Consider the following 25,425-nt stretch of genomic DNA (forward strand, 5'->3'; position numbering starts at 1 on the left):
TACCTGAAAAGCACTAACTTCGCAATACACATACGGAGACTTCCGCTTGAACTAAACCTAATTATGAAACGAATCCTTGTGGTAGCATTATTGCTTCTCATTTCTTTTTTCTCATTCCCAAAAGGCAATTTACCTCGGACCATCGTGACGACCGACGGCGAAATTGATGATGTGGATACATTCATCCGGATGTTGATGTATTCGAATGAATATCAGCTAGAAGGTCTCATCTATTCCAGCTCCATGTGGCATTACAAAGGCGATGGCAAAGGGACAAAATTCATCTCCGAGATGGAGATGACCCGAAAAATGTATGGGGAGAAGACCGATCTTAGGTGGCCGGGGGTCAACTGGATTCAGGAGTTAGTAAAAGCCTATGCACAGGTTCACCCAAATCTCCTGTTGCATGACAAAAATTATCCGAGCCCAGCGTATTTAACTAGTTTGGTGAAAGTAGGGAATATTGATTTTGAGGGTGAGATGGAACAGGTAACTGAGGGATCGGAATGGATTAAGGCGAAGCTATTAGACAAGGACCCAGAGCCTATTTATTTACAAGCATGGGGTGGAACGAATACCATCGCGCGCGCTTTGAAGTCGATCGAAGAACAATACCAATCCGACAAAAACTGGCCGAATATTAAGGCGAAAATTTCGCAAAAAGCCATCATCTACACAGTGATGGACCAGGACGCAACCTATAAAAACTACATCGGGGGGCATTGGCCGCAGATTCGGGTATTCTACAATGCGCATCAATTTGGCAGTTTCGCGTATCCTTGGAAACGCATTATGCCTAAGGCCACGCAACCCTATTTTGAAGGCGCTTATATGGCGAATCGAATTATTTTAGACCATGGACCGCTTTTAAAAATGTATTACTCCTATGGAGATGGGCAAAAACAGGCGGGCGACGATGAGCATATACATGGTGATCCAACCAAGCTCAACAATGCGCAATGGGGCACATTCAGTCAATATGATTTCATTTCGGAGGGTGACTCTCCGGCCTTTTTGCATTTGGTGGATGTGGGACTGAATAACTTAAATAACCCATCGTATGGCGGTTGGGGCGGACGATTTGTTCAGGCCAAAGACAACCCCTACCGATTTGAGGACAATGAAGAAGCGGCAGATTTCAATCCGGAAACCGGGAAAATGGATATCAATTATTCACAGACGCGTTGGCTGATTGCCGCGCAAGAAGACTTTGCGGCTCGGGCTGATTGGTGCATCAAATCTTATGCGGATGCAAACCATGCCCCACAAATTACGGTGAAAGAAGGAATGAGTTTATCGGCATCACCGGGGCAAAGCCTGACCTTGCACCTGGAAACTAGAGATCCCGATCGTAATGGGGTGAGCTTATCGGCTTGGCCTTATCCGGAGGCAGGCTCCGGGAAAGCGGAAATCCAATTAACGGGGTTAGAAGCCAAGGTGACGATACCTGCTACGGCCAAAAAAGGCGACAGTTTTCATGTGGTCTTCGAGGGTACTGATCAAGGGAAACCGGCTTTAACGCGATACCGAAGGGTGGTCATTCGAATTCGTTAAATCGCTTCAAATTCCCCGCGATCTAGATTTTTTCGTACCTCTCTTGCTTTGAAGCATTTGCCATTCATGGAGATATAAACGCCTGGAGGAAGCATTTGAACGAAGGCAAGCGCACTGCCGAGGTTAAACATCCCATCGGAGCTCCCGAATTTATACGGAACCATTGCCCCAGTCAAGACGATGGTTTTATCGGTAATTTGCTGGGCCAAATACTCGGCTGTTTGGGTCATCGTATCCGTACCGTGCGTGATTAGAATTCGTTTCGCAGCGGTATTCAGACATGCATCACCAATCAATTTACGTTCAGTATCGGTGAATTCGAGACTGTCTTTCATGAATAAGGTTTCGGTCTGCAAATCCAGTCGGCTACGACCCTTCACCAGCATTTCATGTAGATGCGTTTCTTTGAAGAACAGGGTTCCATTTAATTCATTGTACTCCTTATCAAATGTTCCTCCGGTAACATATATCTGAATCATATTTTTTATTTTGTCGATGAATCGTTAAAACTACATGGTCGAAATACAATTAGCAACAAGGAATGAGGAATTAGTTGGGATTTTAGCGCTCCAACAAGCCAACTTACGAAAAAATATCAGCGAGGAAGAGGCGCTGTCCCAAGGTTTTCTGATGGCGGAATATGACCTTGAATTTTTACAAGCCCTCCATGCCAAGAGCCCAAGTATTATTGCCAAAGATGGCGAAAAGGTGGTCGGATACAGCATTGTGGCCTTGCCGGAGGAAGCAAGACAACACGATTTATTGGCCGATTTGGTTCGAAATATTGAACGCTGTCGGTACCAAAATGAAGGGATTTCAAATTATTCCATCGTGGGCCAATTATGTGTGGACAAGCATTACCGGGGACAGAATTTGGTACAACGCTTATATGGGGCATTCCGGGATCATTATGCGGATAGTTATACGTATTGTGTGACGGATGTGGCACAGGCCAATACCCGTTCATTGCGGGCACATCAAAAGCGGGGCTTTCAGGTCATTGATACCTTGGAATATGGCGGAATTGCTTGGGATATTGTCTTGTGGGATTGGAATAAAAAATTACTTAAATAAATGGTCTAAGCTTTAAAGGTTTTTAAGTTGAATTTATTACAAACCTATTGAACCAAGTTTACTTATTTTAACTGATGATATAGCATAAAACTCAAAATACTTCGATCATAATAATTCAAATTGGGCCGCTGCTGGAAGACATGTAAATAGCCCATATCTAAGGTAATATTTTTATGCAATGGAATACTTAGTCCTGCAAACATTCGATGTTGATCTAAAAAATTATCTGGATTCTCTTGGCCAGCATTCAGAAGAATCTCAGTATTTACCTTCCCAGATATTGATTTAATCAATGGAAAAAGCGCTTGTACTCGATATCTTAGACGATAACTATTAAAATTAATTTCGTTTGTCAAACGAGACCTAGTGCCATCAGTTCCTCGATTAAATCGTATTTCAGTCCGAAAACGATGATCAATACGAGCACGTGACCAAAAATGTTTATAAACAATATCAAAATGTGGTCGATATTCAGGTACAGCTAAACGAATCGTGGCCCTTTCATCATTCGGAGTATTTAAAAAAATCGCTGCTCCTGCCGATACATCCAAATTTTGACCCCAAGTACGATGAAAATGTGCGCGAAAAGCCGTTTGGTGGTAAACATTTGGATTAATAAAATGCCGCTCATGCACCTCTCCCTGAACAAACCATTCCGAATTAATCGGATAGGTCAAGTAATAACCTAACCAAATTTGGTTCTGATGCTCGATTTTCTGTTGGCCATAGGAAAGCATCAGCGGAAATAAAAAGAAAAATAGATACCTCATCTTAATTTTTTCACAAATGTAAAATAAAAAACTATAAAGTCTATAGTCTTTATATTTTATAAATCTTTCACACAACGAAAACCCGTGTGTTGTAGGCCCGAATCCGGGCTCGACTTCATTCGTGCCGAGCTTCGGTAGCTCGAACAATAGCCATCATTGCAGAGAAATGATCCTCCGCGCATCACGCGTTTGGCAACGCCTGGCTCATCCGGATCAGAACTTGTAGACGGTCCTTTGGGGTTAAGCCTTGGGCTATTTTTATAGTAATCATGTCGATACCAATCCTGGCACCATTCCCAAACATTACCCGCCATATCATACAATCCATAGCCATTCGCTGGAAAGGATTTCACCGGAGCAGTCGTGGTCTTGTATCCATCCAAGGCTTGATCTTCATAAGGAAAATGTCCTTGAAAACTATTCGCTTTGTAGGGAGCTTTGTTGACAGACTCATCTCCCCATGGATAAATTTTTCCATGCAAGCCACCCCGTGACGCCCACTCCCATTCGGCTTCCGTAGGTAAGCGTTTACCCGCCCAGCGCGCATAAGCCGCCGCATCATCCCAAGAAACATGCACGACCGGGTGTTTTTCTCGATCAATAATCGATGAGCCTGGCCCCTCCGGATGACGCCAGTCGGCCCCACGCTTAAACGCCCACCATTGTGAATAATCATTCAAATCTACGGGGCCCGTCGTGGGCACAAAGACCAAGGAACTCGGAGCCAATAAAGAATCGGCGGGCTTGGGCGTACCCGTAGGCACCTGCTTCGATAATTCTACCCAATCGATTGCCTTCTCAGCAGTTGTTATATATCCGGTGGCCTTAACAAATCGGGCGAAAGCCTCATTGGTCACCTCCGTTTCATCCATCCAAAAACCCTTCACCTGAACTTGATGCACCGGGAACTCATCTGTGCGTCCTTGCGCATCATGGGACCCCATGGCAAAAGTCCCACCCGGAATGCGTTTCATTCCGATGTAGGATTTTTTAAGTGGCCTGAATTTAACTGGACTCTTCGTGATTGTCTTAATACGCGAAGGTACAGGCACATGACAAACAGGGACACTTTTTTGTCCAAAAGCCATGAAGGGAATAAACAAGAAAAGGCTAGTTGAAAAGCGCATACGCCACCGCCAAAGTCACAAAGACATTAAACAACTGCGCAATCAAGAACACGTACAGCGGTTTCTTCCCTTCCTTCGAAAACAAGTCGGAAAACTTCGTTTCCAATCCAATGCTTGTAAAGGCCAACGCAAACCACAATCCTTGCAAGGACTTAAATCCGCCTTTCACCGAATCAATGGTTTCGGGAGAAACCACAAAAGAGAAAATCAAGGATGCTGCGATGAAACCCAAAACGAATTTGGGGAAACGCTCCCAGATGATGCCTAAAGTTGGCTTGCTTTCTTTCGCCGTTTCACTCTGATTATTGGTCAATGTCCAGTAAATCGAGATCGCAAAAGCCGCGAAACCGAGCAAGACATTTTGAGAAAATTTAACGATCGTTGAGATCTTCAAAGCCTCTTCGCCCACCATCGTTCCCGAGGCAATCACAGCCCCCGTCGTATCAATCGTCCCACCTAACCACGCACCCGTCACCGCCTGCGATAATCCTAGCGCATTCGCGATAAAAGGCAAGAATATGATCATCGGTATCGCCGTAATCAAGACAATCGAAATCACATAAGAAAGCTTTTTGGAATCTCCCTTAATCGCTCCTGCCGTCGCAATCGCCGCCGAAACCCCACAAATCGATACGGCACTCGAAATCATAATCGCAAACTCCTCATCGATCCCCATCTTTTTGGATACCCAAAAAGCAAAATACCAAACGGAAATCACCACGACCAATGCCTGAATCAATCCCAATGAACCTGCCTTCAGGATATCTCCGAAAATCACACTCGTACCCAGTAAAATCAAACCGATCTTCACGAAAAGCTCGGTCGACAGCGATTCGGTCAACCACGCAGGAAGCATGAAAAAATTGCTCAACAAGAGGCCAATCGTCAAACTAAAAATCACCGCCTCCAAATTCCAATTTTTCAAGAAAGCATTCCCAGCTAATACCAGTGCCAACGACGTTAACACGAACACAATCGGAAATCCTTGTGCCGTGGCCTTGATGGATTTGCCCAACAAACGAGCGGATAGTAAGGCAATCACATAGGTGACTCCAAACACTTGCGCCAATTTGAACAAATTTTTACCGGCAAATACCTTCTCCGTCAACTCAGAGGTCGATTCCCATCCGAAACTCGGACTAGGCATTTGATAACCTAGGAGCGCGATAATGATGAGAAAAAATCCAAGAAAAACGACCGTCCAGTCTTCGTTGAGTAATTGTTTATTCGTTGTCATCGTATTCGTTTAATTTCAATTCGCGGGAAGGCCGCAATTTTTGACAAAGCTGATAATCTTACAATGCCGGCGTAATCACCACATTCCGATATTCCACCGGTCCATGATCCCCCTGTATCATTATCGGACCTGGAGCTGCCTCATCACTATCCATGGCACCTCCCGTAACTCCCGGAATATTCTGATCCACAATCACCGGCTGTCCATTTAAGGTCACCGAAACCTTCCGGCCAACCAGCGTAATGTCATACGTCTGCCATTCCCCCGAAGGCTTAGCTGCCTGTACCAATGGATCAATAAATCCATAAATCCCTCCTAAGTAAATGCTGTAGGGCTCCTTTCCATAACTATCTTCCACTTGTACCTCATAACGCCCACGCAAATACACCCCACTATTACTTCCCGGAGGCAAACGAAACTCAACATGCAATTTGAAATCCGAAAATTTCTGCTCCGTACAAATATTCGCTCCTGACGCTGGGCTCTTCATCACACCATTCTCGACTACCCACTGATTCTTTGGGCCCAATGCCTTCCATCCTGATAAATCCTTTCCGTTCAACAAAGAAATCGGCTTTCCCCATTTCGGCTCAGTGCCACGCCACAAGGAAGGGGCACGAACTCCCGTAAATGCCATCGACTTTCCATTGGGTTTTACGAGCGTACCAGCCAACTTCCCATCCTTCAAGTCTCCCTCAAATGATAAATAAGCATCCTCCTTTTCCCACTGGGGCGGAATCTTAAACGATACATGTCCATCCTTGAAGAACACTTCTGAAATCGGTCGGGCCGAACCCCCGTCTCCTACAAAACGCCCCGTCAAGGTTCGCAAACCCGAATGACGAACCTCCAACCACGATGGCGCCGTCGAAACACCCCCATTGCGATTCTCCATCGATACCGTTAAATCCCAAGCTCCCTCCAACGGATGATGCTCTTGAGCAAAAATACTTCCTGAAATAGCCAACAAGGCAATCAATAGTTTTTTCATAATTCTTATTTTTTAACCGCCTCCATTTTGGGCGAAATAAAATGAATCAACAGCCATGCAAACAGATACGCACAACCACAAGCTACAAATATAACATTATATCCATCAGACAAAGCCTGGTCTGCCTTGTATGCATCCAACACCACCCCGATGATATACGGAAAAATCACCCCACCCAAGGAGCCCGCCAAACCTCCAATTCCCACCACCGATGAAACCGCATGCTTCGGAAACATGTCGGAAACCGTCGTAAAGATATTCGCCGACCACGCCTGGTGTGCCGAGGCCGCAATACTAATCAAAAATACAGCCTGCCAAATGTCTGTCGCCCAACGAGCCCCGATAATCGGCACCGCACAGAGCGCAAAAAAGAACATCGAAAATTTCCGAGCCTTATACACCGGCCAACCTTTCTTAATAAAATACCCCGAAATATAGCCTCCGCCAATACTCCCAATTGACGTGCACGTAAACAAAATCGCCAAATGCAAACTCGGCTTTTTCAAGTCCAATGCAAAGGTCGTCGAGAAATACGAAGGCAACCAAAACAAGAAAAACCACCAAATCGGATCCGTAAAGAATTTTCCCACAATGAAAACCCAGGTTTGGCGATAGCCAAACAATTTGCTCCAGGCTATCGGAGCCACTTCCGTCACCTCTTCCTCAGATTGAATATGTGCCAATTCCTCCGTGGTCACGGATGCATGTTTCGCAGGCACCTCGTAAAACCACCACCACAGGGCTAACCACACAAAACCAATTGCCCCGGTGATAATAAAGGCCTCCTGCCAACCGTAAGCTCCCAATATCCAAGGCACCATAATCGGCGCAACCATCGCCCCAATATTCGCCCCCGAATTAAAAATCCCCGTGGCAAAAGCCCGCTCCCTTTTCGGGAACCACTCCGCAACCGTCTTAATCGCCGCTGGAAAATTCCCCGCCTCACCCGCGCCCAAGGCCGCGCGCGCCGCACCAAAACCAAACGTTGTCTTCGCCAAGGCATGCGCCATCGCCGCCACCGACCAGATAATGATCGAGATGATGTAGCCCATTTTGGAACCAATCTTGTCGATGATTTTTCCGAAGGCCAACAAGCCTATTGCATACGACGCGGTAAAACACATGACAATAAAACTGTAATCCGTCTCCGTCCAGTTCAATTCCTTTTCCAGCGTAGGCTTCAACAAACCAATCACCTGGCGATCCAAATAATTGATCGTCGTCGCAAAAAACAAGAGGGCGACTACCACCCAGCGATAATTTCCTTTCATTAGAATCCGATTGAATTCCCGCCGTCAACCGGGATTGAGACGCCTGTTACATAATTGGAAGCATCCGATGCCAAATACACCGCCGCCCAGCCAATATCCTCCGGCTTTCCAAAATAGCCCATCGGCGTGCGATCCATCGCCTTGTGCTTCCGATCCGGATCCGAATTCATGGCAGTCCGACTCATCGCCGTTTCAATAAATCCGGGTGCAATCGCATTCACGCGAACGCCCTTGCCCGACCACTCCGAGGCCAACACGCGAACCAGTCCATAAATCCCTGTTTTGGAGGACGCATAAGCCGCCACTCGGTCTATGCCGTAATACGCCGCCATCGAGGAGATCATGATGATGGATCCCTTTCCGCGTTCCAACATGTGTTTTCCCACTTCGCGCGTTAAGGCAAAAACAGCGTTTAAATTCACATTGATAATATTCGAAAAATCAGCATCCGAAACTTCAACCGCCGGACGCTTCATGTTGATTCCCGCATTATTCACCAAAATATCGATACCCCCGTGTTTCAAAATCAGCTCTGAAACCAATGCAGACGTCAGACTCAAATCCGCCACATCATTCACGGCATATTGCGCACCTGCACCTAGATTTGCTACCGCTTCTTTGAGGATATCTTCTCGCCGACCAGTAATCACGACCGTCGCGCCAGACGCTAAAAAACATTTGGCAATATCGAATCCGATTCCGGTTCCACCGCCTGTGATGAGCGCGACACGCCCCTGTAATGAAAATGGTTGTTGCATCTTATTTTAACTGATAAATTCGTACAATTTCTTTTAGTTCGGCCAAGGTCCGTGTCGGTTTTCCGTAGTTTATTGGGAGTTTCGAATAGGTTTGGAAGTACAAAACATTCGCATCGCGCCACAAAACCGACTCGCGTTGTTGGGCCGCCAACCGCCCCCGAACATCCGCAAATAGCTCCGGATCCACTTTCCCTTTCACAGATTCCCAATCTTTTTGCAAGGCCTCCACTTCCCTCAGTCCTGTATCATAACGATAGCAGAATTCATCCCAAAGCGTTCGGCCCGAGGACAATTTCTCCTGCCATCCCACATGATGAAACCACAACAAATAATTCAAATCCGTTTTGGCGGGATCTAGCCATTGTTTTGCGACCTCAGGGTGATATAAACTCAGAGCATTGCTGCCCGTTGTTTTTCGGTCAAAACCTAAACCTAGGGAATCCGCCCGATGGTAATAAATCGAAGTCCAGTCGGGACGCTGGCTGCGCTCCAACCAGGGTTCTGGACCCCAGTGAATACCTTGGCCCATCACATGGTGCAAGCCCAAAGGTGTTGTGAAATTCACATATACATCCCGCGATTTCAACAAAATATTTTCAATTGTCTGCGATGCCTCCGCATCCCGCGTCAAGGTCTGCTTCGCCCATTCGTCGGCAATTTTTTCTGAGCTCAGGGTATGATCCCAAGCCAAGCGTCCAAAGGCATACCAATTCGCCTGCGACAATAAATGCCCCGTCCAATTTCGATCCGAACCCGTGTTCGCCACCCCAGCCATCATCGTGATGTGGTCATTCCCTAAACTTCCATCGATGACCTTCGCGACTGTGGAACCCTTGCCATTTTGATAGGTATCGGAATCTAGACATTCCTTGAACAGTATCGATTGGTAAAAGACATTCGTGCTAAATCCGGTATACTCCTGCGTAATCTGAAATTCCAAAGCCAAAGGCGTCTTCGGCATCGCGCCAAAAAGCGGATGAAACGGCTCCCGCGGTTGGAAGTCAATCGGGCCATTTTTCACCTGCACAATCACGTTTTTCGCAAAGGTTCCATCCAAGGGCTTGAAGTCATTGTAGGCCTCCTTGAAACGATCCCCTTTCGGATTCGGCGCATAGACAAAAGCGCGCCAAATAACGATGCCATTAAAAGGTTTCACGGCCTCCGCCAACATGTTTGCACCATCCGCATGGGTTCTGCCAAATTCTTGTGGCCCCGGCTCGCCCTCTGAATTCGCCTTCACGAGGAATCCCCCAAAATCTGGAATGTAGTGGTAGACCTCTTTCGTTTTCGCTTGCCACCAGGCACGTACCTCAGGGTCCAATGGGTCCGAAGTTTTCAAACGTCCCAGGATTTTCGGTGAAGCGAAGTTGACCGATAAAAATAACTTAATCCCATAAGGACGAAACACATCAGCCAGCGCTTTGACTTTCGCCAAATACTCCGGCGTCAAAAAGCGCGCGGAGGCATTTACATTATTGATGGCCACCGCATTAATTCCGATAGAGGCATTCGCACGCGCATATTCCGTGTAACGTGGATCGACGGTCTCCGGCAATTCATACCATTTCCATAGGGATTGCCCCGCGTATCCGCGTTCGATCGTTCCCATCACATTGTCCCAATGGTTCAACATGCGGAATTTAACTTTGGGGGAGGATGTGAGATTATCCAAAGCTTTCTCTTGCTGTATCGTGCGCAGCAATTCGAAAACGCCATACAAGATACCACGATCAGAGCTCGCTTTAATTCGAATATATTTCCGACCTACGACACTCAGGCCTTCCACTTTTACCTGTACCTTTTTATCCACTTGAATCTCAAAGCCTTCCTCTGGAATCGTGGCATCCCTTAAAAACTGTATGCTCCCATTCGCCGCGATCGAGCGTGGCGAAACGCCCGTCAAGCCTTTCAAACCCTGCGCCAATTCTTTTTTTGCTGTCTCCAGGATGGGGCTCGATGGAAATTCCGATGAAATCGATTGCGCAAATGGCGCATAACCCGCAGCACTAGCCACCTTATCAAATTTCAACCACAAACGATAGCCATCATCCGCCTTCATCGCAAAACTAGACACGACCATAAACACGGCTAAAAACGAACGAATGGCCAATTCCAATCCACGTATTTCCGCTAAGCCCCGCAAGCGTCCAATGGCCGAATAGCCCGGATAGGTTTTTTTCTTCAAGTCGTCCAACATCTGATGGCCGTGATCCGGGCGCATCGGGATGCCTTCGCCACCACGCCTCTTTTCTTCTTCCACGACGGCTTTGACCACTTCAAACATATCCACATCCCCCGTTAGGTGAGGAGCCTCATGAAAAATCAAGGGCTTATTTTGCTCCCGAAAAGTGGCACGCAAATGCAAAAAATGAATCCGGTCGGCGAAACGACGAAGCATTTTGGGTAAATCATTATCCGCCCGTACCCCCAAGGAACCCGTACAAAACGTAATACCATTCGCGTGCTCCGGCGATGCCGCCATCAAAGCCACCAAATCTGCCTCCGTACTCACCACCCGAGGCAAACCCAATAATGGGAACGGGGGATCATCCGGATGGATGCATAGATTAATCCCCAACTCCTGCGCCAAAGGTGCGATCGAACGGACAAAATAATGCAGATTCTCCCGCAACTGCTCCGCGGATATATCGCGGTACTCGTCTAATAAACACTGAAAATTCTCCAAATGAAAGGCCTCCTCGGAACCCGGAAGACCCAATAAGGCCGTGTTTTTTAATTCCTCTTTTTCATCCGCGGTCATGCGCGCGAACCGTTCCGCCGCAGCTGCCTGAACGGCTGGCGTGTAATCCGCTGCAGCACCTGGGCGCTGTAAGATATGTAAATCAAAGACCGCGAAATCTGTCCAAACGAATCGCAAAGCTTTTGCGCCGTCGGGCATTTCGAAGTTTAATTTGGTGCGTGACCAGTCGAGCACCGGCATGAAATTATAGCAAACGGTCTTGATGCCACAAGCCGCTAAATTCCGAAGAGATGTTTGATAGTTTTCAATCAATCCAGCCCGGGATGGCAAGGCTTTTTTGATGCCCTCATGGACGGGGAGGGATTCCACGACCGACCAATGTAAAGGCGACCATTGTTGATTCCCTGCTTCGATGATGGCAATGCGCTCTTGGATGGCTTCGACAGGCCAGATTTCCCCAACGGGGATTTGGTGTAAGGCGGTGACCACGCCGGTACAACCCGCCTGACGAATATCCATTAGTGAAACCGGATCGTTTGGTCCGAACCAACGCATCGTATGTATCATGTAAAATTGTTTAGAGGCTTACGCTTGTAAAGGCGAAAATGCACAAATTTTACTGAAATACCTGCAGGTTTATACCGCTTGACTGAAAGTCTTTTTCTGAATTTCCGAGGCCAGCAATTTGAGGTCAAAGGCCTTGCAAATATTGCGAATGAAATGCTTGCCTAATTCAGTGACCAATAATCCATGTTCGCCCCAAGTGACCAAATCATCCAAGGCCAACTCGTCTAATTCGTGAAAGGTGTATTCGCGCAATAATTCGAGGTCGGCTTTGTTGAAATGGGCTTTGCCCCGACAAGCCACATCGAGGATGTATTGGCGCATTTTTTGATCGATTTCATCGAGGAAATACCCGCGGAATACGGCCAGTTCACCCCGGTTAATCTGTTCGTAATATTCCTGAATGGTCTTTTTGTTCTGGGCAAAACCATAATAAATATCGCTGATGCTCGAAACGCCCAAGCCCAAAAGCATGCCCGTTTGCTGCACCGTATAGCCCATAAAATTTCGATGCAAATGACCCGCTTCATGTGCTTGAACCATCAAATCACCCGGCAAGGCAAAATGATCCATCCCGATGTCTGTATACCCAGCCTCCGTGAAGCGCTTCTTGCCCAGCTGATAGAGCTGCATTTTTTCGTCGGCACCAGGTAAATCGTTTTCGTCAAAAAGCCGTTGGGCTTTACTCGTCCAGGGCACATGCGCATAGGAATAAAACGCAATCCGGTCGGGCTTAATTTCCAAGGCATCTTGTATCGTCTTCTCCAAACGCGGCAATGTCTGCAGTGGTAAACCATAGACCAAATCCAAATTCACAGAATCATAACCAATTTCCCTGGCCCAATTCACCACCTGAACAACATGGGCATGTGGCTGAATTCGATTGATGACTTTTTGAACCTCTGGATTACTGTCCTGCATCCCGAAACTCACCCGATTAAAGCCTAAGTCGAAAAGTGTTTTCAGGTGCTCGAACGTGGTATTGTTGGGGTGACCTTCAAATCCAAACTCATGTACCTCCGGCACGATGGCGTCGGCAAGAATGGTCTCAATCAAATGTTTCAGATTGGCCGGAGAGAAAAACGTGGGGGTTCCTCCACCGATGTGTAATTCCCGAATAATGGGGGTATGCGACATCATCCCTCGGTAGATTTCCCATTCTTTCAACAAGGTAAGCATGTAAGTTTCCTCTACCGAATGATTTGTCGTGATGCGTTTATTGCACCCACAAAACGTGCACAAATTTTCACAGAAGGGAAGATGCAAATACAGGCTGATCTCATGGCTTTCCTCGAAGCGTTGAGCGAAAAAGGACTTCCAGGTGGAAACATCTATCGTCTCGTCCCAATACGGCACCGTCGGGTAAGACGTGTAGCGCGGAATAGGAACATTGTATTTTTGAAGTAAGTCGAGCGATACCTGTTGCATAGGCCGCAAAGGTAAAAGGGGATGGGATGGGGAAAAATGATATGCATCAGCTATCCCTGTAGAGACGCGATACCTCGCGTCTAGCCAATCCGTAGAGACGCGATACCTCGCGTCTAGCCAATCCGTAGAGACGCGATACTTCGCGTCTAGCCAATCCGTAGAGAAGCGATACCTCGCGTCTAGACAATCCGTAGAGACGCGATACCTCGCGTCTAACCAATCCGTAGAGACGCGATACCTCGCGTCTAGCCAATCCGTAGAGACGCGATACCTCGCGTCTAACCAATCCGTAGAGACGCGATACCTCGCGTCTAGCCAATCCGTAGAGACGCGATACCTCGCGTCTAGACAATCCGTGGTGACGCGATACTCGCGTATACCCATAAAAAAAGACGCGAAGTATCGCGTCTCTACAGGTTATAAACCACTTGCTATTTTAACCACCCACGCATACTGACAAGGATTATTCCCCGGCGTAATCGCAGGCGGAGCGATGGTTAGCACGCCCGCTTTGTAAGTCGATTTAATGGCCACATTAGATCCCAACAAACTCACGGATGTCGGTTTTTTAATTCCACTAACCTGCAAGGGAGCCGTAGGGAATTCGGTTGTAATCAAGTATAAATCATTGCCTTTTTGCGTGAAATATTGCTTGGTGCTCGGCGTGATTTTAGGTGCATTCGCCCATTTGCGCGTCCCGTAAATGCCTTCCCCATTGACCTTTAACCAGGAACCGATATCCGTCAAACGTTGTTGCATGATCACCGGAATACGTCCATCCGCTGTGGGTCCAATGTTTAACAATAAGTTTCCACCACGGGCTACCTTATTGATCAACATATGTACCAATTGCTCCGAGGTCGAATAGTCCTCCAAGTTCTCGTTACGGTTGTAGCCAAAAGATCCCGCAATACCCCGACACTCTTCCCAAGGTCGCGCAAAATCCAACCCATTAGCGTCGCCGTTATGTACTAAATCATATTCGGTGGTGTAAAATCCACCATGTTTGGAACGCGTTTCCTTTCCCCAACGATCGTTGACTACCACCGAGTTTTTCACGGGTGAATCGTTGTACAACCAAGACAAAAATTCCGTACTCCGTAATTTATCTGAGGTATAATCCCACTCGCCATCCGTCCAAACCAAATCCGGATGGTAGGTATTCACCAAGTCCTTCATCTGCGGGAACATGTGCTGGTTGATGTACTCATTCAAGGTTTCTTTTTTATACAGTGGATTATACCATTCGAGTAATGAATAGTAATAACCCATTCGGATGTTTTTGCTCTTCACCGATTTGGTCAAATCCCCCAATAAATCCCGGTGTGGACCCACGTCCATCGCATTCCAATTCCAAGATTGTTTCGATGGCCAAAGCGTAAATCCCTCGTGGTGTTTCGAAGTCAAGACTACATATTTGGCCCCCGCATTTTCGAATAATTTTGCCCATTCATCCGGCTGAAACATCTCCGCCTTAAAGTGCTGGGTGAAGTCCTGGTATTTTACATTCGGCCCAAATGCCTTGTTGTGGAATTCCGTAAAAAACGATTGCGTTTTGTTTGGCTCTTGCCAACGACGCCAATACCATTCCGCGTAGCGATCATAAACCCCAACTTTATCCCGGGCCGTTGGGCTATAGGCCGGAACCGAATACAAACCCCAGTGAATAAATATTCCGAATTTGGCATCTTCGAACCAGGCGGGGACAGGCCGACTATCAATCGACTCCCAATTGGGCTGATAGGTTTTTTGCGCAAATATAGAGGCAGAGCTTAGGCAGAGCGCCCAGATTAATAGCTTGATTTTCATGAGGTTTAGATTTATGCCAACTAATTTAGCGAAAATTGTTAATTTGAAAACAAAATTCAGCTGATGCAACAATGGACCTGTACAATTCCAGGACAAATGGACTTACAAGAGGCCGACATGCCTCAAGTAAAATCCGGGTATTCCCTTTTAAAGGTAAAGGCCATCGGAATTTGTGGGACGGATATTCATGCCTTCGCCGGTAACCAACCTTTTTTCCAATACCCCCGAATACTGGGCCATGAATTAGGATTGGAAGTTGTTCAATCCGACACGTTTGCTTCCGGAGAATTCGTCACCATCATCCCCTACTTTAATTGCCAAAACTGTGCGGCCTGTAACCAAGGCAAACCGAATTGCTGCGAAAACATTCAGGTATTTGGGGTGCATACGGATGGCGGAATGCGTGAATATATCTCAGTAGAAAACCGATTCATTTTAGCCGGGAAAGGACTTTCAATCGATGAATTAGCCTTCGTCGAGCCCTTTGCAATTGCCGCGCATGGACTGCGTCGCGGCCAGATTGAATCGGGAGAAAAGGTGCTCGTGATGGGTGCCGGACCTATTGGCTTATTCACAATCTTGTTAGCTAAACTGAAGGGTGCGCAGGTCGAAGTTTCGGAGCCCAATGCGGACCGATTGCGATTTTGTACCGAACGACTGGGAATACCGGAATCAACACAACAAAGCTATGCGAAGGTCATCGACGCCACAGGAAACCTAGCAGCGATTGAATCAGGATTCGCTCGATTAGCCCATGGAGGACAATACATTTTGATTGGTTTACAAAAGCAGGCGATTAGCTTTTCACATCCGGAATTTCATAAGCGCGAGGCGACGCTCATGAGCAGTCGGAACGCCACCATCGAGGATTTTGAATATGTAATGGATTTATTCCGCCAGGGCAAAATTCGTTCGGAATGGTTTATCAGTCACCGCTTTGATTGGTCGGCAGTTGGCAGCGAATTCCCAAGCATCCACGACCCTGCGCGTAAAATCGTCAAGGCCTTAATCACTTTAAATAAGTAGGGCGAACCTTTCGATTCGCCCTAGACTCTTATTTCATGTATTCCTTATCTAGGAACAGATAACGCGCATCGTTTTGCGCTTTTTCCGCGCGGGAATTGGTATCGATAATCATGACCGGAGGCGTTGCGTCGCCACCTTTGGCAGCTGGCCACTCGGGTAATTTATCGCCATTCGGATTGAAGGTTTTAACGAAGTTGGTGAAATAATTCAACATCGTATCCGACACCTTAAAATCATCTGCCGTCCAAGCATATTCCTTCACCAAATGAAGATTCCCCATTGCATACTCGATCTCGCAAGCATGCGGAGCACCCACAGCTGGAGGAGGTGCTTGTGCTGGGCCTTCCCGACGAACCGTTCCGCCCGCTAAAGCCGACACCGAATTTTGATCTACCAACGGAGGACGTAATTTGCTGTACAGGTAACGGTAAACCGGTTGGGTCGAATGATTGCGGTGTAGGTCAAACCACTTCCACGTCGAATACGAAATAAAACGATCGGCGGCTAAAGCGGTTGCCGACAATTCTACTTCCTTTTCTGAGTGGGCAGGATATAGGCTTAATACTTTATCTACATCGTTCGGATATTCCTTTTTCACGCGTTCGATGTAGTTCTCTACGGTGTAGGGCTTTCCTTGCATGAAGGCGCCACCCGGAATTTCCGCGGAGTTCCAGCCTAACAATAATGGGATTTGATGTTGCTCTTTGGCCGCATAGATTTCAGGTAATTTCTTTGGTAAAAAATTGCCGTCAACCACCACGGGGAAACCAAAGCGTTTTGAATCCTGATAGAGGTCGAAGATATCTTTGGTCGACATGCTGCGTAATTCCTTGATGGATTTTACTCCTGCTTTTTGCAAGAATTCCGCGCCTGTTTTTTCCGCTTCCGCTAAAGAAACCGGTGCCATGGTTGGGTTGATTCCTCCGCCCGACTCACCGATGGCTCCGTGAATTAAACCTTTGGATAAAGGAGATGACATTTGGTAACTCACGGCAATGGACCCGGCAGATTCCCCGGCAATCGTTACGTGATTGGGATCACCGCCAAAGGCCGCGATGTTTTTTTGAACCCATTGCAAAGCAGCTAATTGGTCATAGTATCCATAATTCCCTGAACCTTTGTAAGACGTTTCCGCGCTTAATTCGGGATGAGCCATGTTGCCAAAGATGTTCAAACGGTAGTTGCAAGTAACCACGACTACGCCTTTTCTTGACATACTTTCGCCATCATAACGCGGCTCCGAGCCATCGCCAGCGACGTTCCCACCGCCGTAGAAATACACTAAAACGGGTAAATCTTTCGTACCTTTTTGGGCAGGTGTCCAAACATTTAGGTATAAACAATCCTCACTTAAACCATCGGAACGGGACATCATATCACCGAAAACGATTCCCTGAATTGGACGAGGACCAAATTTCTTGGTTTCTTTCACCCCTTTCCAGGGAGCTAAAGGTTGCGGCGCTTTCCAGCGCAACTCCCCCACAGGAGGTTTGGCAAAAGGAATACCGAAATACTTCTGAACACCGGTTTTGGTATCATAATTCCCTTCGATAACGCCATGTTGGATTGTTGTTTGCACCGGAAATAAATTAATGGATTGAGCAGATGCCCATGAACACAATAGGCCAAAGCCCAGGGTCAATAACATTTTTTTCATGTGTAATAGGTTTTATTGTCACGCTTTGATACAATAATACAAGATTAGCGAAGGCTTTCCAATTTTTTTAACGCATTGGGGCCGATTCCGTGGCTATTTTTAAGGGTAAGCGCATCCACCTGCTGTAAATCAAGCACATTAAACACCTGTAAATCGACCAATGCCCGCAACGCCGGTTGACTGAGTCGCAAGGCCAAAAGTTCGGGAGACATCTGGTTTATTTGCGCCTGATACCAAGCCCTTTTTTCATCCTTATCTTTTAAATCGCAGCGATGCATGAATTTTTCAATTTGCACGAATTTATACAAAAAGCCCGTAGCTTTGCAAGCGGAGTAAAGTAGCATGCGGATATTAATCTTACATAACTTATTGTGGTCGCAATACAAGTCGGTGATTTTCGAAAAAATCGCCCAGACCTGCAGTCCCACCGACGAGGTGCTCGTTGTCCAAACGGCTATTACCGAAAAAGGGCGCGAAGATTTAGTCGATTTTGAGTTAGCTACCTATGCCTATCAGTTCCCCGTAAAACTCCTGAATCGAATTCCGCTGCAACAAGTTTCAGCATGGAAAACAGCTTGGGATTGGATCAACATCATCCTTGAATTTAAACCTGAGGTTATCAATTTAACCGGCTATAATGAATTGGGAACCCTGCCCGTTTTATTGCTTGCAAAAATACGCGGGATAAAAACGGTCATGACAGTCGAATCGGTCCAACATATTTCCGCGCATGGAAATAGTCTCTTGCACGCGATCAAATCGAGCTATAAAAAATTCCTCATCAAGCTTTGTGATGGATTTTTCTCCTATGGAATAAATACGAATAACTTTTTATTTCAGTCGGGCGTCCCCAAACGAAAGATCTTAAGCTACCTTAACGCCTTCGACAAAGTCGCCTTCCTAAAAACCCTGACGCAGGAACAGCCCAAGCCTCACCCAAAACCCTACGTGTTGTTCGTCGGCCGATTGTCTCCCGAGAAAAACCTTCCCGCTTTAATGGAGCTGATGAAGCAATTGCCAATCGATTTGTTGATCGCCGGGAATGGCCCGCTTTACGAGGAATTAGCAGAAAAGAAACAGCGCGAAGGGATTGAAAATGTTCAGTTATTGGGCACGGTAGCATGGGTAAATTTGGCCAATTTATACCGACATGCCGAGGCACTCATGCTAGTCTCTACGGCCGAAACCTGGGGAATGGTGGCCAATGAGGCACAAGAATTAGGAAAACCCGTGATATGTACCGCAGCATGCGGTTGCGCGAATGATTTGGTGATCGATGGCAAAAATGGTTTGGTGCTCGAGGACATTGTCCAGGCCCAAAACATCGAACGCATTCAAGCTTTTCTAAAGGATTTACCCAAAAACCAAGAAGCGATTCAGACATTTTCCGCGCGCAATGTGCAGATATTTACCGTCGAGCAACTAGCCTCCGAGATGTACCAGGGTTTTAAGCGCCTATTTCCGAACAAAGGGATCTGACCACTTTTTATCCACATAGACATTTTTCCCGCTTAAGGTCCGCAAAAATTGAATGACAGCTGTCATCTCGGTGGGTGTCATGAGTAGTTTTTGGCCGACATTATTCGGGCGTAATCTTGGGTCCAAATTGGTGTTGCGAGCGGGGGCGTTGATATCATTGTAATGTCCCAACATATTATTTAACCCTCTGACGCCACCCGTATGCATCAATGGGGAATTGACATTCCCAGAAGTGTTGACGATATCACGGAGCGAAGGGGCACGCGTGACGTTCACATCTACACTATTCGATCCGATGACGGCGATGATGCCATTATTCCGACTATTTGGATCGATGTCAAATTCAGGCGCTTGATGACAGCCTTGACAGCCGAATCCTCCTGCAATACGCTCTCCATTTGCGTTAAACACGGGAGGCGTCAGGTATAGATTTTTTCCTTGATTTTCGAGCGCAGTAAAATTAGAGAAGGGGGCCTGGTCGTTCCCCGCAATCGCACGGCCTTGATCATACTTCGAATCGAAGGATTGAATGCTTCGGATAAATTGGCCCAATGCACTTTGCATCCGTGTTTCCGTGACATTGGCATCGCCATAGGCCCACGTGAACAAGGATTTATAATAAGGAATCGCACTTAATTTAACTAACAGCGTCGCCATGTTCCCCCGCCCCGATTGACCACTAAATCCCATCTCCAAATGATCTTGGATGGGCATCGTTGTTTGGGTTTCCAAATTAGCGGCCCGCTCATCCCAGAAAAACTTTCGTTCATTCGCAAAACGAGTATTTATTAATCGCATCGAATGCCGAATCGTTTTGGCATTGGCAACGCCTGAACTTTGTATTGCCGTATCTCCAAATGCAAACTCTTGCTTATGGCAAGAGCCACAGGAAATACTGTTGTCAATACTCAGATTTTTATCGTAAAAAAGGACCCGACCGAGTGTCGCTTGCTTGTCTATAATGCCATTCCCTCCGGCATTGTCTTTCGTGATGTAATTGGGTTTTCCCTGATTCGCATAATTGGGCAAAACTTCAAAATCGATATTCGTCCCAAATGTCGTTTTTGCTGCAGCTAAAAGATCCAAAGGGTCAGTAACTTGATCAGCATCGGGGGAGCATGAAAATACCACCAATGCAAAGAAAATCAATTGAATGCGCATGAGCTTGATGTTTAGGCCAACAAGATAGAGCGAAAGCGCAAGGACAACATGTTCAATCGACCGGTAAGGTAATTATGACGCCCAAAAGACAAATCAAGCGGATTGCCTATTTCTTCTTTCCGTTACTTACGGGAGCCGGAGCGACCACATTGCTATCCAAACGCGCATTTTTGGCTAAATCCTTCTGCAAACTATCAATCGACGCGATGATGAATTTCACTTGTGCATGCGGCAAATTACTCTGATCTGCGATAGCCTTGATATTATTTAAGTTGTTCCAGTGGTAATTGATGGTTGGCTCCGCCACACGCATCGTGATAAACTTCTCAGCCGCAAACGAAAAAAGGGCGAATGATGCCGCAATAAATAATAACTTTTTCATGGTATGATATAACTAGGAATGAGGGCCAAACTTACAAAAATTTAAGCTAAAACATGAGTATAATAATCCCTATAACAGCTTTTAATGTTGTTATTTAGTTTGTTGATGAAGTGTAATTCAAAAAACGCCGCCCGAAATTCGAGTGGTGTTTTTTATTTCAATAATTCGAAATATTGGGCGACAAAATAGCCATTTTCAATTTTCCCCTGAACACGTGCTTTTCTTACCGCCATACAAAATCCGTCTTTGGCATGTGCATCCCCATGATCATCTAATCCCGTCCCTTTCACCTCATAGGCTACCCCTGATTTCTTAACGGCCAAATAGCAGCCCTTCTTGCTCATCTGAAAATTACAAGACCCACAAGAAGCCTCTAAGGTATCCACAGGAATACTTGGGTTAATTTTTCCAAAAGGCCCTTGTGCGAAACTCGCAAAGGAAATAAGTAGTAATCCGAATAAGTACTTTTTCATGGAAGATATTTTTTCTGCAAAATTAAGGTTTACTTTGAGGGAGCAAATGATTTTACGCATGAATTGGATTAAAGAATTTAAGGCCTTCGCCATCAAAGGAAATGTCATCGAACTTTCGGTCGCCGTGGTGATCGGAGCCGCTTTCTCAAGCATCATCAATTCGCTCGTTTCCGACATCATTACGCCCCTCATCCTGACCCCGGCTATTGAGGCCGCGGGTGTTGCCGACATCGATAAGCTCTCCTGGGGTGCCGTCAAATATGGTAAATCACTAGCGGCTATCATTCAATTCATCTTAATCTCCTTTGTCCTTTTTGCCATCATCAAAGCCATCAACAAGGTCAACCTCGTCGATGTACCTAAAGAAGAAAAAAAGAAAGATCCGCAGATTGAATTACTAAAAGATATTCGCGATTTACTTAAAAGACCTTAAAATGCAAGTAAAATCCTATCAAATTGCTGATTATATCGATATTAAAAGCTTGAGATTCACCTCATTGGGGGAAGTCATCTATGCTGATAATGATGAACTATTTTTTCAAATAGAGCAAAACGAATTTCTTTATATTTTACGATATGGGGTATTGACTCAGCTTAATTTGTCCGAAGAAAAATTTTCGGAAATTAGAAAACAAATTCTTCCGGCTTGTCGAAATTTGGTGGAAACAAGCATCCAAGAAGATCAGCTTATAGAGACGGGTGTTGAAAATAAAATCAGCCATAATAAAATCCAGATTAAGAATTCAAATACGGATGTCCTTCGAATGGTAATGTTGTATATTTCCCAATCGGTAACTTTGGATTATTATGCCGAATTAACCACTAAATTATTGGAGGACACCAATCAACATACCCAATTACTAGAAAGAAAAGGGAAGCTTTCAATTACTGGGACTAATTTGAAAAAATACATTGGGAAAACCCTTTTACTTAAAAATTTAATCGCTCAAAACCTTTATATATTTGACTCACCGGAGGAAACTTGGGATAATGAACGATTGGATAAACTGCACATCGAACTGAAAAGACATCTTGATCTACAAGATCGCGCACGGAGTGTTTCTGAAGAACTTGGTATTGTAAAAGAAAATCTTGAGCTCTTTAAAGATATCTTGCAATACCGAAATAGTATCTACTTGGAATGGGTAGTTATTATCTTAATTGCTATCGAAGTTGTCAATTTTTTAATCGAGAAACTCTTCGCTTGATTTTGAATCAATTGAGCAAATACTTTTCGTATTTTCAACTGATTAAGGTTTAGGAGCTATTTTTCTTTCCCCAAGTATCCACAAAGGTGCATTACCTGGAACATGCTTATCTGGCGATTTCTCCGTAAAGTTTCGAATATGTTCCGCCGCCTCCGCAATATCATCGGTAAACAAGATATGCTGAAAATCGGTCGCACCTACCGTCTTTTGATCGATCAAGGACTCAAAATAACGCATCAATTTATCATGGTATTCCACGCCCATGACCACCACCGGAAAGTTTTTCATCTTGCCGGTTTGGATGAGCGTAATGACCTCCACAAATTCATCTAGGGTCCCGAGGCCTCCCGGCATGATGACAAAACCGGAGGAATATTTTCGTAGTAATTCTTTCCGAACGAAGAAGTAACGGATGTTGACCATCCGATCTAAGTAGGGATTCGGATGTTGCTCAAAAGGCAGTTCGATGTTACAGCCCAGTGAAAGTGCTCCCGATTTTTTAGCACCTTTGTTGGCCGCCTCCATAATACCCGGACCGCCACCCGTCATGATAGCAAATCCCATCGTGCCGAGTTGGGAGGCGAGCTCCTCGGTTGTTTGGTAATAGACATCCGTTTCTTTGAAGCGAGCAGAGCCAAAAATGGTGATGCAGGGCCCGATAAAATGCAGGTTACGGAAGCCTTTGATAAACTGAAAAAGTACTTGAAGTGAGAATAAAAATTCCTTCCAACGAGAACGAGGACCGGCTAAAAATGCGTGTTCAGAATTACCATTCATAGTTATTTCATTTGGAATCAAAACTAATGCTAATTTGTTTAGTTTTGTAAGAGTATCTAAAAAATCAACATGAAAACCTACGAATTTCACTCGGCGGATTCGCGCGGAGCGGCCAATCACGGTTGGCTTCAAAGTTACCACACCTTCAGTTTTGCCAATTATTACAACCCGTCACGCATCCATTTTGGCGCCTTGCGCGTGTTAAATGATGATACGGTTTCAGGAGGCATGGGCTTTGGCGAGCATCCCCATGACAACATGGAGATTATCAGTATTCCTTTGGAAGGTGACTTGGAGCACAAGGATAGCATGGGAAATACGACCGTGATTCGCAACGGGGATATCCAGGTGATGAGCGCGGGAACAGGGATTTACCACAGCGAATACAACCGCAACAAAGACGCGACCGTGAAATTTTTACAAATTTGGGTCTTCCCAAACAAGAAAAATGTCACTCCGCGATACGATCAAATCACCTTGAATCCTGCAGATCGCCAGAATCAGTTCCAGCAGGTTTTATCGCCAAATCCGGAGGATGCAGGCGTTTGGGTACACCAAGATGCGTGGTTTCATTTGGGTAAATTTGATCAGGATTTTTCAGTCGATTATTCGATTAAAAAAGAAGGCAACGGTTTATACGTCTTCGTACTTTCCGGGGAATTCGAAGTGGATGGCCAAGTCGTGCAAACCCGTGATGGATTGGGGATTCGCCAAGCATCGGATGTTTCATTTAAAGCCCTAAGTCCCGGCGCCGAGGTAATACTGATGGAAGTTCCGATGCAAATCTAAGTGTATGAAAACAGTCGCTGTGCTTGGGGGAAATGCGGATATCGTGGCGCTATTAGTGCGATTGATCAATAACTATGAATCAACGGAAGCGATTGGATTTTCCAGCGCGGAAGAATTCTTCTCCGCGCAGCCAAAATACGATTTAGTATTATTGAGTAGTAGTGTCACGGAAAGTGACGAAGGCCTGATTCGGGAACGCGTTACAGTTCCCGTGATTCAACATTTTGGAGGAGGAAGCGGGCTCTTACGCGCCGAACTCCTCCCCCATTTAAGTTGAATTATTGAATACTCCACAGGATTCCCTGCTCGATTAATTTTAAATAGTCCGGATTCGCCCATACCGCGGCCGAGTGACCCATCGAGGTGTAAAAGCTCTTGCCCTTACCCACCGTGCGATACCATGCCACTGGGTGGTTGGGTCCCATTCCGAAATTCTTATCCTTCATCCAAAGCATATTGCCATTCGGAATAATGTTGTCTCCATTGATCGTGTACAAAACATGGACATCTTTAGGCGCATTAAAAAAGACATACCACTCGTCGGTATTGCTCCATTGTTTGGCTAGGTTTTGCGAAAAGAGGGAGTCGACATTCTCCGACAAGCGTACATCGGCTTGTTGGAACTGCGGATTCAACGGGTGATGCGAAAACTTCGCGCCCAAGAGGTTTTTCTCATACCAATCCCAACGGTGAGAATCATCCCCCGCGCCATGGATACCCATCAATGAGCCGCCATCTTCCACGTATTTTTCCAAAGCGGACTGTTGGTCGTCATTCAACACACGACCCGTCGAGTTATCGAAAATCACCAATTTAAATTGCTTCAATTGTTCCGGATTAAACACCCCACCATCGGCCGTTTCATAGATAAATAATTGATGTTTTTCTCCGAGCTGCTTGATCAGTGGAATGGAGGCATCGATTGATTCTGCATGTCGGAAACCCGTTGTTTTCGTAAATACCAAAACCGCAGGTTTATCAGCCGGAAATTGAATGGTCGGCTTCTCCGTTTCATAACTAACGGGAAAGCCGTACTTTACTTTGTACATAAAAGTACCTAAAGCGACCGACAGCATCATGATGATACAGAAGAGGGCCCAAGCTAAAATTTTAAAGAATTTTTTCATGTATTTATCAGTTTTATAATCGTTCGTTTCGTTTTCCCCTTTTACCTTTGGCAATCCTCCAA

General features: G+C 45.9%; 25 protein-coding genes. 8 read left to right on the forward strand and 17 right to left on the reverse strand.

Going from position 1 to position 25,425, the window contains the following annotated elements; genetic code table 11:
• The first annotated feature begins 63 nt into the window (after positions 1 to 63).
• A complete protein-coding gene (locus ACMH5P_RS07410; RefSeq protein WP_459493705.1) occupies positions 64 to 1,554 on the forward strand; it encodes a DUF1593 domain-containing protein in 1,491 nt (496 codons plus the stop codon).
• Here the strand turns inward: ACMH5P_RS07410 and ACMH5P_RS07415 are convergent.
• Positions 1,551 to 2,033: an asparaginase domain-containing protein gene (locus ACMH5P_RS07415; protein ID WP_459493706.1), complete on the reverse strand. Its 483-nt coding sequence runs from the start codon at positions 2,031 to 2,033 to the stop codon at positions 1,551 to 1,553. The genes ACMH5P_RS07410 and ACMH5P_RS07415 overlap by 4 nt on opposite strands.
• 34 nt (positions 2,034 to 2,067) lie before the next feature.
• Here ACMH5P_RS07415 and ACMH5P_RS07420 point away from each other — a divergent pair, with 34 nt between their 5' ends.
• Entirely contained in the window at positions 2,068 to 2,628 is a 561-nt protein-coding gene (locus tag ACMH5P_RS07420) for an N-acetyltransferase family protein (protein ID WP_459493707.1), read from the forward strand.
• Between the two features lie 62 nt (positions 2,629 to 2,690).
• On the opposite strand, the gene ACMH5P_RS07425 is transcribed toward ACMH5P_RS07420, so the two are convergent.
• The 9 genes from ACMH5P_RS07425 to ACMH5P_RS07465 all read right to left on the reverse strand — a co-directional run bounded on the left by ACMH5P_RS07425 (position 2,691) and on the right by ACMH5P_RS07465 (position 15,284).
• Positions 2,691 to 3,398: a DUF2490 domain-containing protein gene (locus ACMH5P_RS07425; RefSeq protein WP_459493708.1), complete on the reverse strand. Its 708-nt coding sequence runs from the start codon at positions 3,396 to 3,398 to the stop codon at positions 2,691 to 2,693.
• Between the two features lie 56 nt (positions 3,399 to 3,454).
• Positions 3,455 to 4,486, reverse strand: coding sequence for a formylglycine-generating enzyme family protein (locus tag ACMH5P_RS07430; RefSeq protein WP_459493709.1), 1,032 nt, complete (start codon positions 4,484 to 4,486; stop codon positions 3,455 to 3,457).
• A 22-nt stretch (positions 4,487 to 4,508) separates the two neighbouring features.
• Positions 4,509 to 5,762 carry a YeiH family protein gene (locus ACMH5P_RS07435; protein WP_459493710.1) on the reverse strand — a complete coding sequence of 418 codons (1,254 nt, stop codon included), beginning with the start codon at positions 5,760 to 5,762 and terminating at the stop codon, positions 4,509 to 4,511.
• Between the two features lie 58 nt (positions 5,763 to 5,820).
• The gene (locus ACMH5P_RS07440; protein ID WP_459493711.1) at positions 5,821 to 6,753 is read right to left on the reverse strand and encodes a 3-keto-disaccharide hydrolase; all 933 of its coding nucleotides are present in this window, start codon (positions 6,751 to 6,753) and stop codon (positions 5,821 to 5,823) included.
• 5 nt (positions 6,754 to 6,758) lie between these two features.
• A complete protein-coding gene (locus ACMH5P_RS07445) occupies positions 6,759 to 8,024 on the reverse strand; it encodes an MFS transporter (RefSeq protein ID WP_459493712.1) in 1,266 nt (421 codons plus the stop codon).
• A complete protein-coding gene (locus tag ACMH5P_RS07450) occupies positions 8,024 to 8,782 on the reverse strand; it encodes an SDR family NAD(P)-dependent oxidoreductase (RefSeq protein ID WP_459493713.1) in 759 nt (252 codons plus the stop codon). The genes ACMH5P_RS07445 and ACMH5P_RS07450 overlap by 1 nt, the downstream gene beginning before the upstream one ends.
• A gap of 1 nt (position 8,783) precedes the next feature.
• Complete coding sequence (gene uxuA, locus ACMH5P_RS07455; protein WP_459493714.1) at positions 8,784 to 12,050, reverse strand: mannonate dehydratase; 3,267 nt, start codon at positions 12,048 to 12,050, stop codon at positions 8,784 to 8,786.
• A 69-nt stretch (positions 12,051 to 12,119) separates the two neighbouring features.
• Positions 12,120 to 13,859, reverse strand: a complete 1,740-nt coding sequence (gene hemN / locus ACMH5P_RS07460; RefSeq protein WP_459493715.1) for an oxygen-independent coproporphyrinogen III oxidase — start codon at positions 13,857 to 13,859, stop codon at positions 12,120 to 12,122.
• 33 nt (positions 13,860 to 13,892) lie between these two features.
• Positions 13,893 to 15,284: an alpha-L-fucosidase gene (locus tag ACMH5P_RS07465; RefSeq protein WP_459493716.1), complete on the reverse strand. Its 1,392-nt coding sequence runs from the start codon at positions 15,282 to 15,284 to the stop codon at positions 13,893 to 13,895.
• A gap of 63 nt (positions 15,285 to 15,347) precedes the next feature.
• Here ACMH5P_RS07465 and ACMH5P_RS07470 point away from each other — a divergent pair, with 63 nt between their 5' ends.
• Complete coding sequence (locus tag ACMH5P_RS07470; protein ID WP_459493717.1) at positions 15,348 to 16,310, forward strand: zinc-binding alcohol dehydrogenase family protein; 963 nt, start codon at positions 15,348 to 15,350, stop codon at positions 16,308 to 16,310.
• Between the two features lie 28 nt (positions 16,311 to 16,338).
• Here ACMH5P_RS07470 and ACMH5P_RS07475 read toward each other — a convergent pair whose 3' ends face one another.
• Together ACMH5P_RS07475 and ACMH5P_RS07480 are read right to left on the reverse strand one after the other, a co-directional pair.
• Positions 16,339 to 17,967, reverse strand: a complete 1,629-nt coding sequence (locus tag ACMH5P_RS07475) for a carboxylesterase/lipase family protein (RefSeq protein WP_459493718.1) — start codon at positions 17,965 to 17,967, stop codon at positions 16,339 to 16,341.
• A gap of 44 nt (positions 17,968 to 18,011) precedes the next feature.
• A complete protein-coding gene (locus ACMH5P_RS07480) occupies positions 18,012 to 18,263 on the reverse strand; it encodes a hypothetical protein (protein ID WP_459493719.1) in 252 nt (83 codons plus the stop codon).
• Positions 18,264 to 18,309: 46 nt separating this feature from the next.
• Here ACMH5P_RS07480 and ACMH5P_RS07485 point away from each other — a divergent pair, with 46 nt between their 5' ends.
• Positions 18,310 to 19,446 (forward strand): glycosyltransferase family 4 protein, encoded by a 1,137-nt coding sequence (locus tag ACMH5P_RS07485; RefSeq protein ID WP_459493720.1) that lies wholly within the window; start codon positions 18,310 to 18,312, stop codon positions 19,444 to 19,446.
• On the opposite strand, the gene ACMH5P_RS07490 is transcribed toward ACMH5P_RS07485, so the two are convergent.
• The 3 genes from ACMH5P_RS07490 to ACMH5P_RS07500 form a co-directional block, all read right to left on the reverse strand.
• Positions 19,423 to 20,607: a cytochrome-c peroxidase gene (locus tag ACMH5P_RS07490; protein ID WP_459493721.1), complete on the reverse strand. Its 1,185-nt coding sequence runs from the start codon at positions 20,605 to 20,607 to the stop codon at positions 19,423 to 19,425. The two genes, ACMH5P_RS07485 and ACMH5P_RS07490, sit on opposite strands and share 24 nt — an antisense overlap.
• 106 nt (positions 20,608 to 20,713) lie before the next feature.
• On the reverse strand, positions 20,714 to 20,989 hold the full coding sequence (locus ACMH5P_RS07495; RefSeq protein WP_459493722.1) for a hypothetical protein: 276 nt from the start codon (positions 20,987 to 20,989) through the stop codon (positions 20,714 to 20,716).
• 152 nt (positions 20,990 to 21,141) lie between these two features.
• A complete protein-coding gene (locus tag ACMH5P_RS07500) occupies positions 21,142 to 21,462 on the reverse strand; it encodes a DUF6370 family protein (protein ID WP_459493723.1) in 321 nt (106 codons plus the stop codon).
• Positions 21,463 to 21,520: 58 nt separating this feature from the next.
• Here ACMH5P_RS07500 and mscL point away from each other — a divergent pair, with 58 nt between their 5' ends.
• Together mscL and ACMH5P_RS07510 are read left to right on the forward strand one after the other, a co-directional pair.
• The gene (gene mscL / locus ACMH5P_RS07505; RefSeq protein ID WP_459493724.1) at positions 21,521 to 21,895 is read left to right on the forward strand and encodes a large conductance mechanosensitive channel protein MscL; all 375 of its coding nucleotides are present in this window, start codon (positions 21,521 to 21,523) and stop codon (positions 21,893 to 21,895) included.
• Between the two features lies 1 nt (position 21,896).
• The gene (locus ACMH5P_RS07510) at positions 21,897 to 22,670 is read left to right on the forward strand and encodes an RMD1 family protein (protein WP_459493725.1); all 774 of its coding nucleotides are present in this window, start codon (positions 21,897 to 21,899) and stop codon (positions 22,668 to 22,670) included.
• Between the two features lie 42 nt (positions 22,671 to 22,712).
• On the opposite strand, the gene ACMH5P_RS07515 is transcribed toward ACMH5P_RS07510, so the two are convergent.
• Entirely contained in the window at positions 22,713 to 23,447 is a 735-nt protein-coding gene (locus ACMH5P_RS07515) for an LOG family protein (protein ID WP_459493726.1), read from the reverse strand.
• A 69-nt stretch (positions 23,448 to 23,516) separates the two neighbouring features.
• Between ACMH5P_RS07515 and ACMH5P_RS07520 the strand changes: the two genes are divergently transcribed.
• Both ACMH5P_RS07520 and ACMH5P_RS07525 read left to right on the forward strand, forming a co-directional pair.
• Positions 23,517 to 24,236, forward strand: coding sequence for a pirin family protein (locus tag ACMH5P_RS07520; RefSeq protein WP_459493727.1), 720 nt, complete (start codon positions 23,517 to 23,519; stop codon positions 24,234 to 24,236).
• 4 nt (positions 24,237 to 24,240) lie between these two features.
• On the forward strand, positions 24,241 to 24,513 hold the full coding sequence (locus ACMH5P_RS07525) for a hypothetical protein (RefSeq protein WP_459493728.1): 273 nt from the start codon (positions 24,241 to 24,243) through the stop codon (positions 24,511 to 24,513).
• A 1-nt stretch (position 24,514) separates the two neighbouring features.
• Here the strand turns inward: ACMH5P_RS07525 and ACMH5P_RS07530 are convergent, their stop codons facing one another.
• On the reverse strand, positions 24,515 to 25,363 hold the full coding sequence (locus tag ACMH5P_RS07530) for a ThuA domain-containing protein (RefSeq protein WP_459493729.1): 849 nt from the start codon (positions 25,361 to 25,363) through the stop codon (positions 24,515 to 24,517).
• Between the last annotated feature and the right edge of the window lie 62 nt (positions 25,364 to 25,425).

It is taken from the genome of Aquirufa sp. 5-AUSEE-100C1 (genome assembly GCF_054558655.1).

Coding starts and splice junctions, on each gene's coding strand:
- ACMH5P_RS07525 (WP_459493728.1), top strand. CDS start 24,241: ATGAAAACAGTCGCTGTGCTTGGGGGAAATGCGGATATCGTGGCGCTA.
- ACMH5P_RS07410 (WP_459493705.1), top strand. CDS start 64: ATGAAACGAATCCTTGTGGTAGCATTATTGCTTCTCATTTCTTTTTTC.
- ACMH5P_RS07475 (WP_459493718.1), bottom strand. CDS start 17,967: ATGAAAAAAATGTTATTGACCCTGGGCTTTGGCCTATTGTGTTCATGG.
- ACMH5P_RS07515 (WP_459493726.1), bottom strand. CDS start 23,447: ATGAATGGTAATTCTGAACACGCATTTTTAGCCGGTCCTCGTTCTCGT.
- ACMH5P_RS07445 (WP_459493712.1), bottom strand. CDS start 8,024: ATGAAAGGAAATTATCGCTGGGTGGTAGTCGCCCTCTTGTTTTTTGCG.
- ACMH5P_RS07510 (WP_459493725.1), top strand. CDS start 21,897: ATGCAAGTAAAATCCTATCAAATTGCTGATTATATCGATATTAAAAGC.
- ACMH5P_RS07440 (WP_459493711.1), bottom strand. CDS start 6,753: ATGAAAAAACTATTGATTGCCTTGTTGGCTATTTCAGGAAGTATTTTT.
- ACMH5P_RS07420 (WP_459493707.1), top strand. CDS start 2,068: ATGGTCGAAATACAATTAGCAACAAGGAATGAGGAATTAGTTGGGATT.
- ACMH5P_RS07465 (WP_459493716.1), bottom strand. CDS start 15,284: ATGAAAATCAAGCTATTAATCTGGGCGCTCTGCCTAAGCTCTGCCTCT.
- ACMH5P_RS07415 (WP_459493706.1), bottom strand. CDS start 2,033: ATGATTCAGATATATGTTACCGGAGGAACATTTGATAAGGAGTACAAT.
- uxuA (WP_459493714.1), bottom strand. CDS start 12,050: ATGATACATACGATGCGTTGGTTCGGACCAAACGATCCGGTTTCACTA.
- ACMH5P_RS07425 (WP_459493708.1), bottom strand. CDS start 3,398: ATGAGGTATCTATTTTTCTTTTTATTTCCGCTGATGCTTTCCTATGGC.
- ACMH5P_RS07520 (WP_459493727.1), top strand. CDS start 23,517: ATGAAAACCTACGAATTTCACTCGGCGGATTCGCGCGGAGCGGCCAAT.
- ACMH5P_RS07495 (WP_459493722.1), bottom strand. CDS start 20,989: ATGAAAAAGTTATTATTTATTGCGGCATCATTCGCCCTTTTTTCGTTT.
- ACMH5P_RS07430 (WP_459493709.1), bottom strand. CDS start 4,486: ATGGCTTTTGGACAAAAAAGTGTCCCTGTTTGTCATGTGCCTGTACCT.
- ACMH5P_RS07435 (WP_459493710.1), bottom strand. CDS start 5,762: ATGACAACGAATAAACAATTACTCAACGAAGACTGGACGGTCGTTTTT.
- hemN (WP_459493715.1), bottom strand. CDS start 13,859: ATGGGTATACGCGAGTATCGCGTCACCACGGATTGTCTAGACGCGAGG.
- ACMH5P_RS07530 (WP_459493729.1), bottom strand. CDS start 25,363: ATGAAAAAATTCTTTAAAATTTTAGCTTGGGCCCTCTTCTGTATCATC.
- ACMH5P_RS07470 (WP_459493717.1), top strand. CDS start 15,348: ATGCAACAATGGACCTGTACAATTCCAGGACAAATGGACTTACAAGAG.
- ACMH5P_RS07450 (WP_459493713.1), bottom strand. CDS start 8,782: ATGCAACAACCATTTTCATTACAGGGGCGTGTCGCGCTCATCACAGGC.
- mscL (WP_459493724.1), top strand. CDS start 21,521: ATGAATTGGATTAAAGAATTTAAGGCCTTCGCCATCAAAGGAAATGTC.
- ACMH5P_RS07500 (WP_459493723.1), bottom strand. CDS start 21,462: ATGAAAAAGTACTTATTCGGATTACTACTTATTTCCTTTGCGAGTTTC.
- ACMH5P_RS07490 (WP_459493721.1), bottom strand. CDS start 20,607: ATGCGCATTCAATTGATTTTCTTTGCATTGGTGGTATTTTCATGCTCC.
- ACMH5P_RS07485 (WP_459493720.1), top strand. CDS start 18,310: ATGCGGATATTAATCTTACATAACTTATTGTGGTCGCAATACAAGTCG.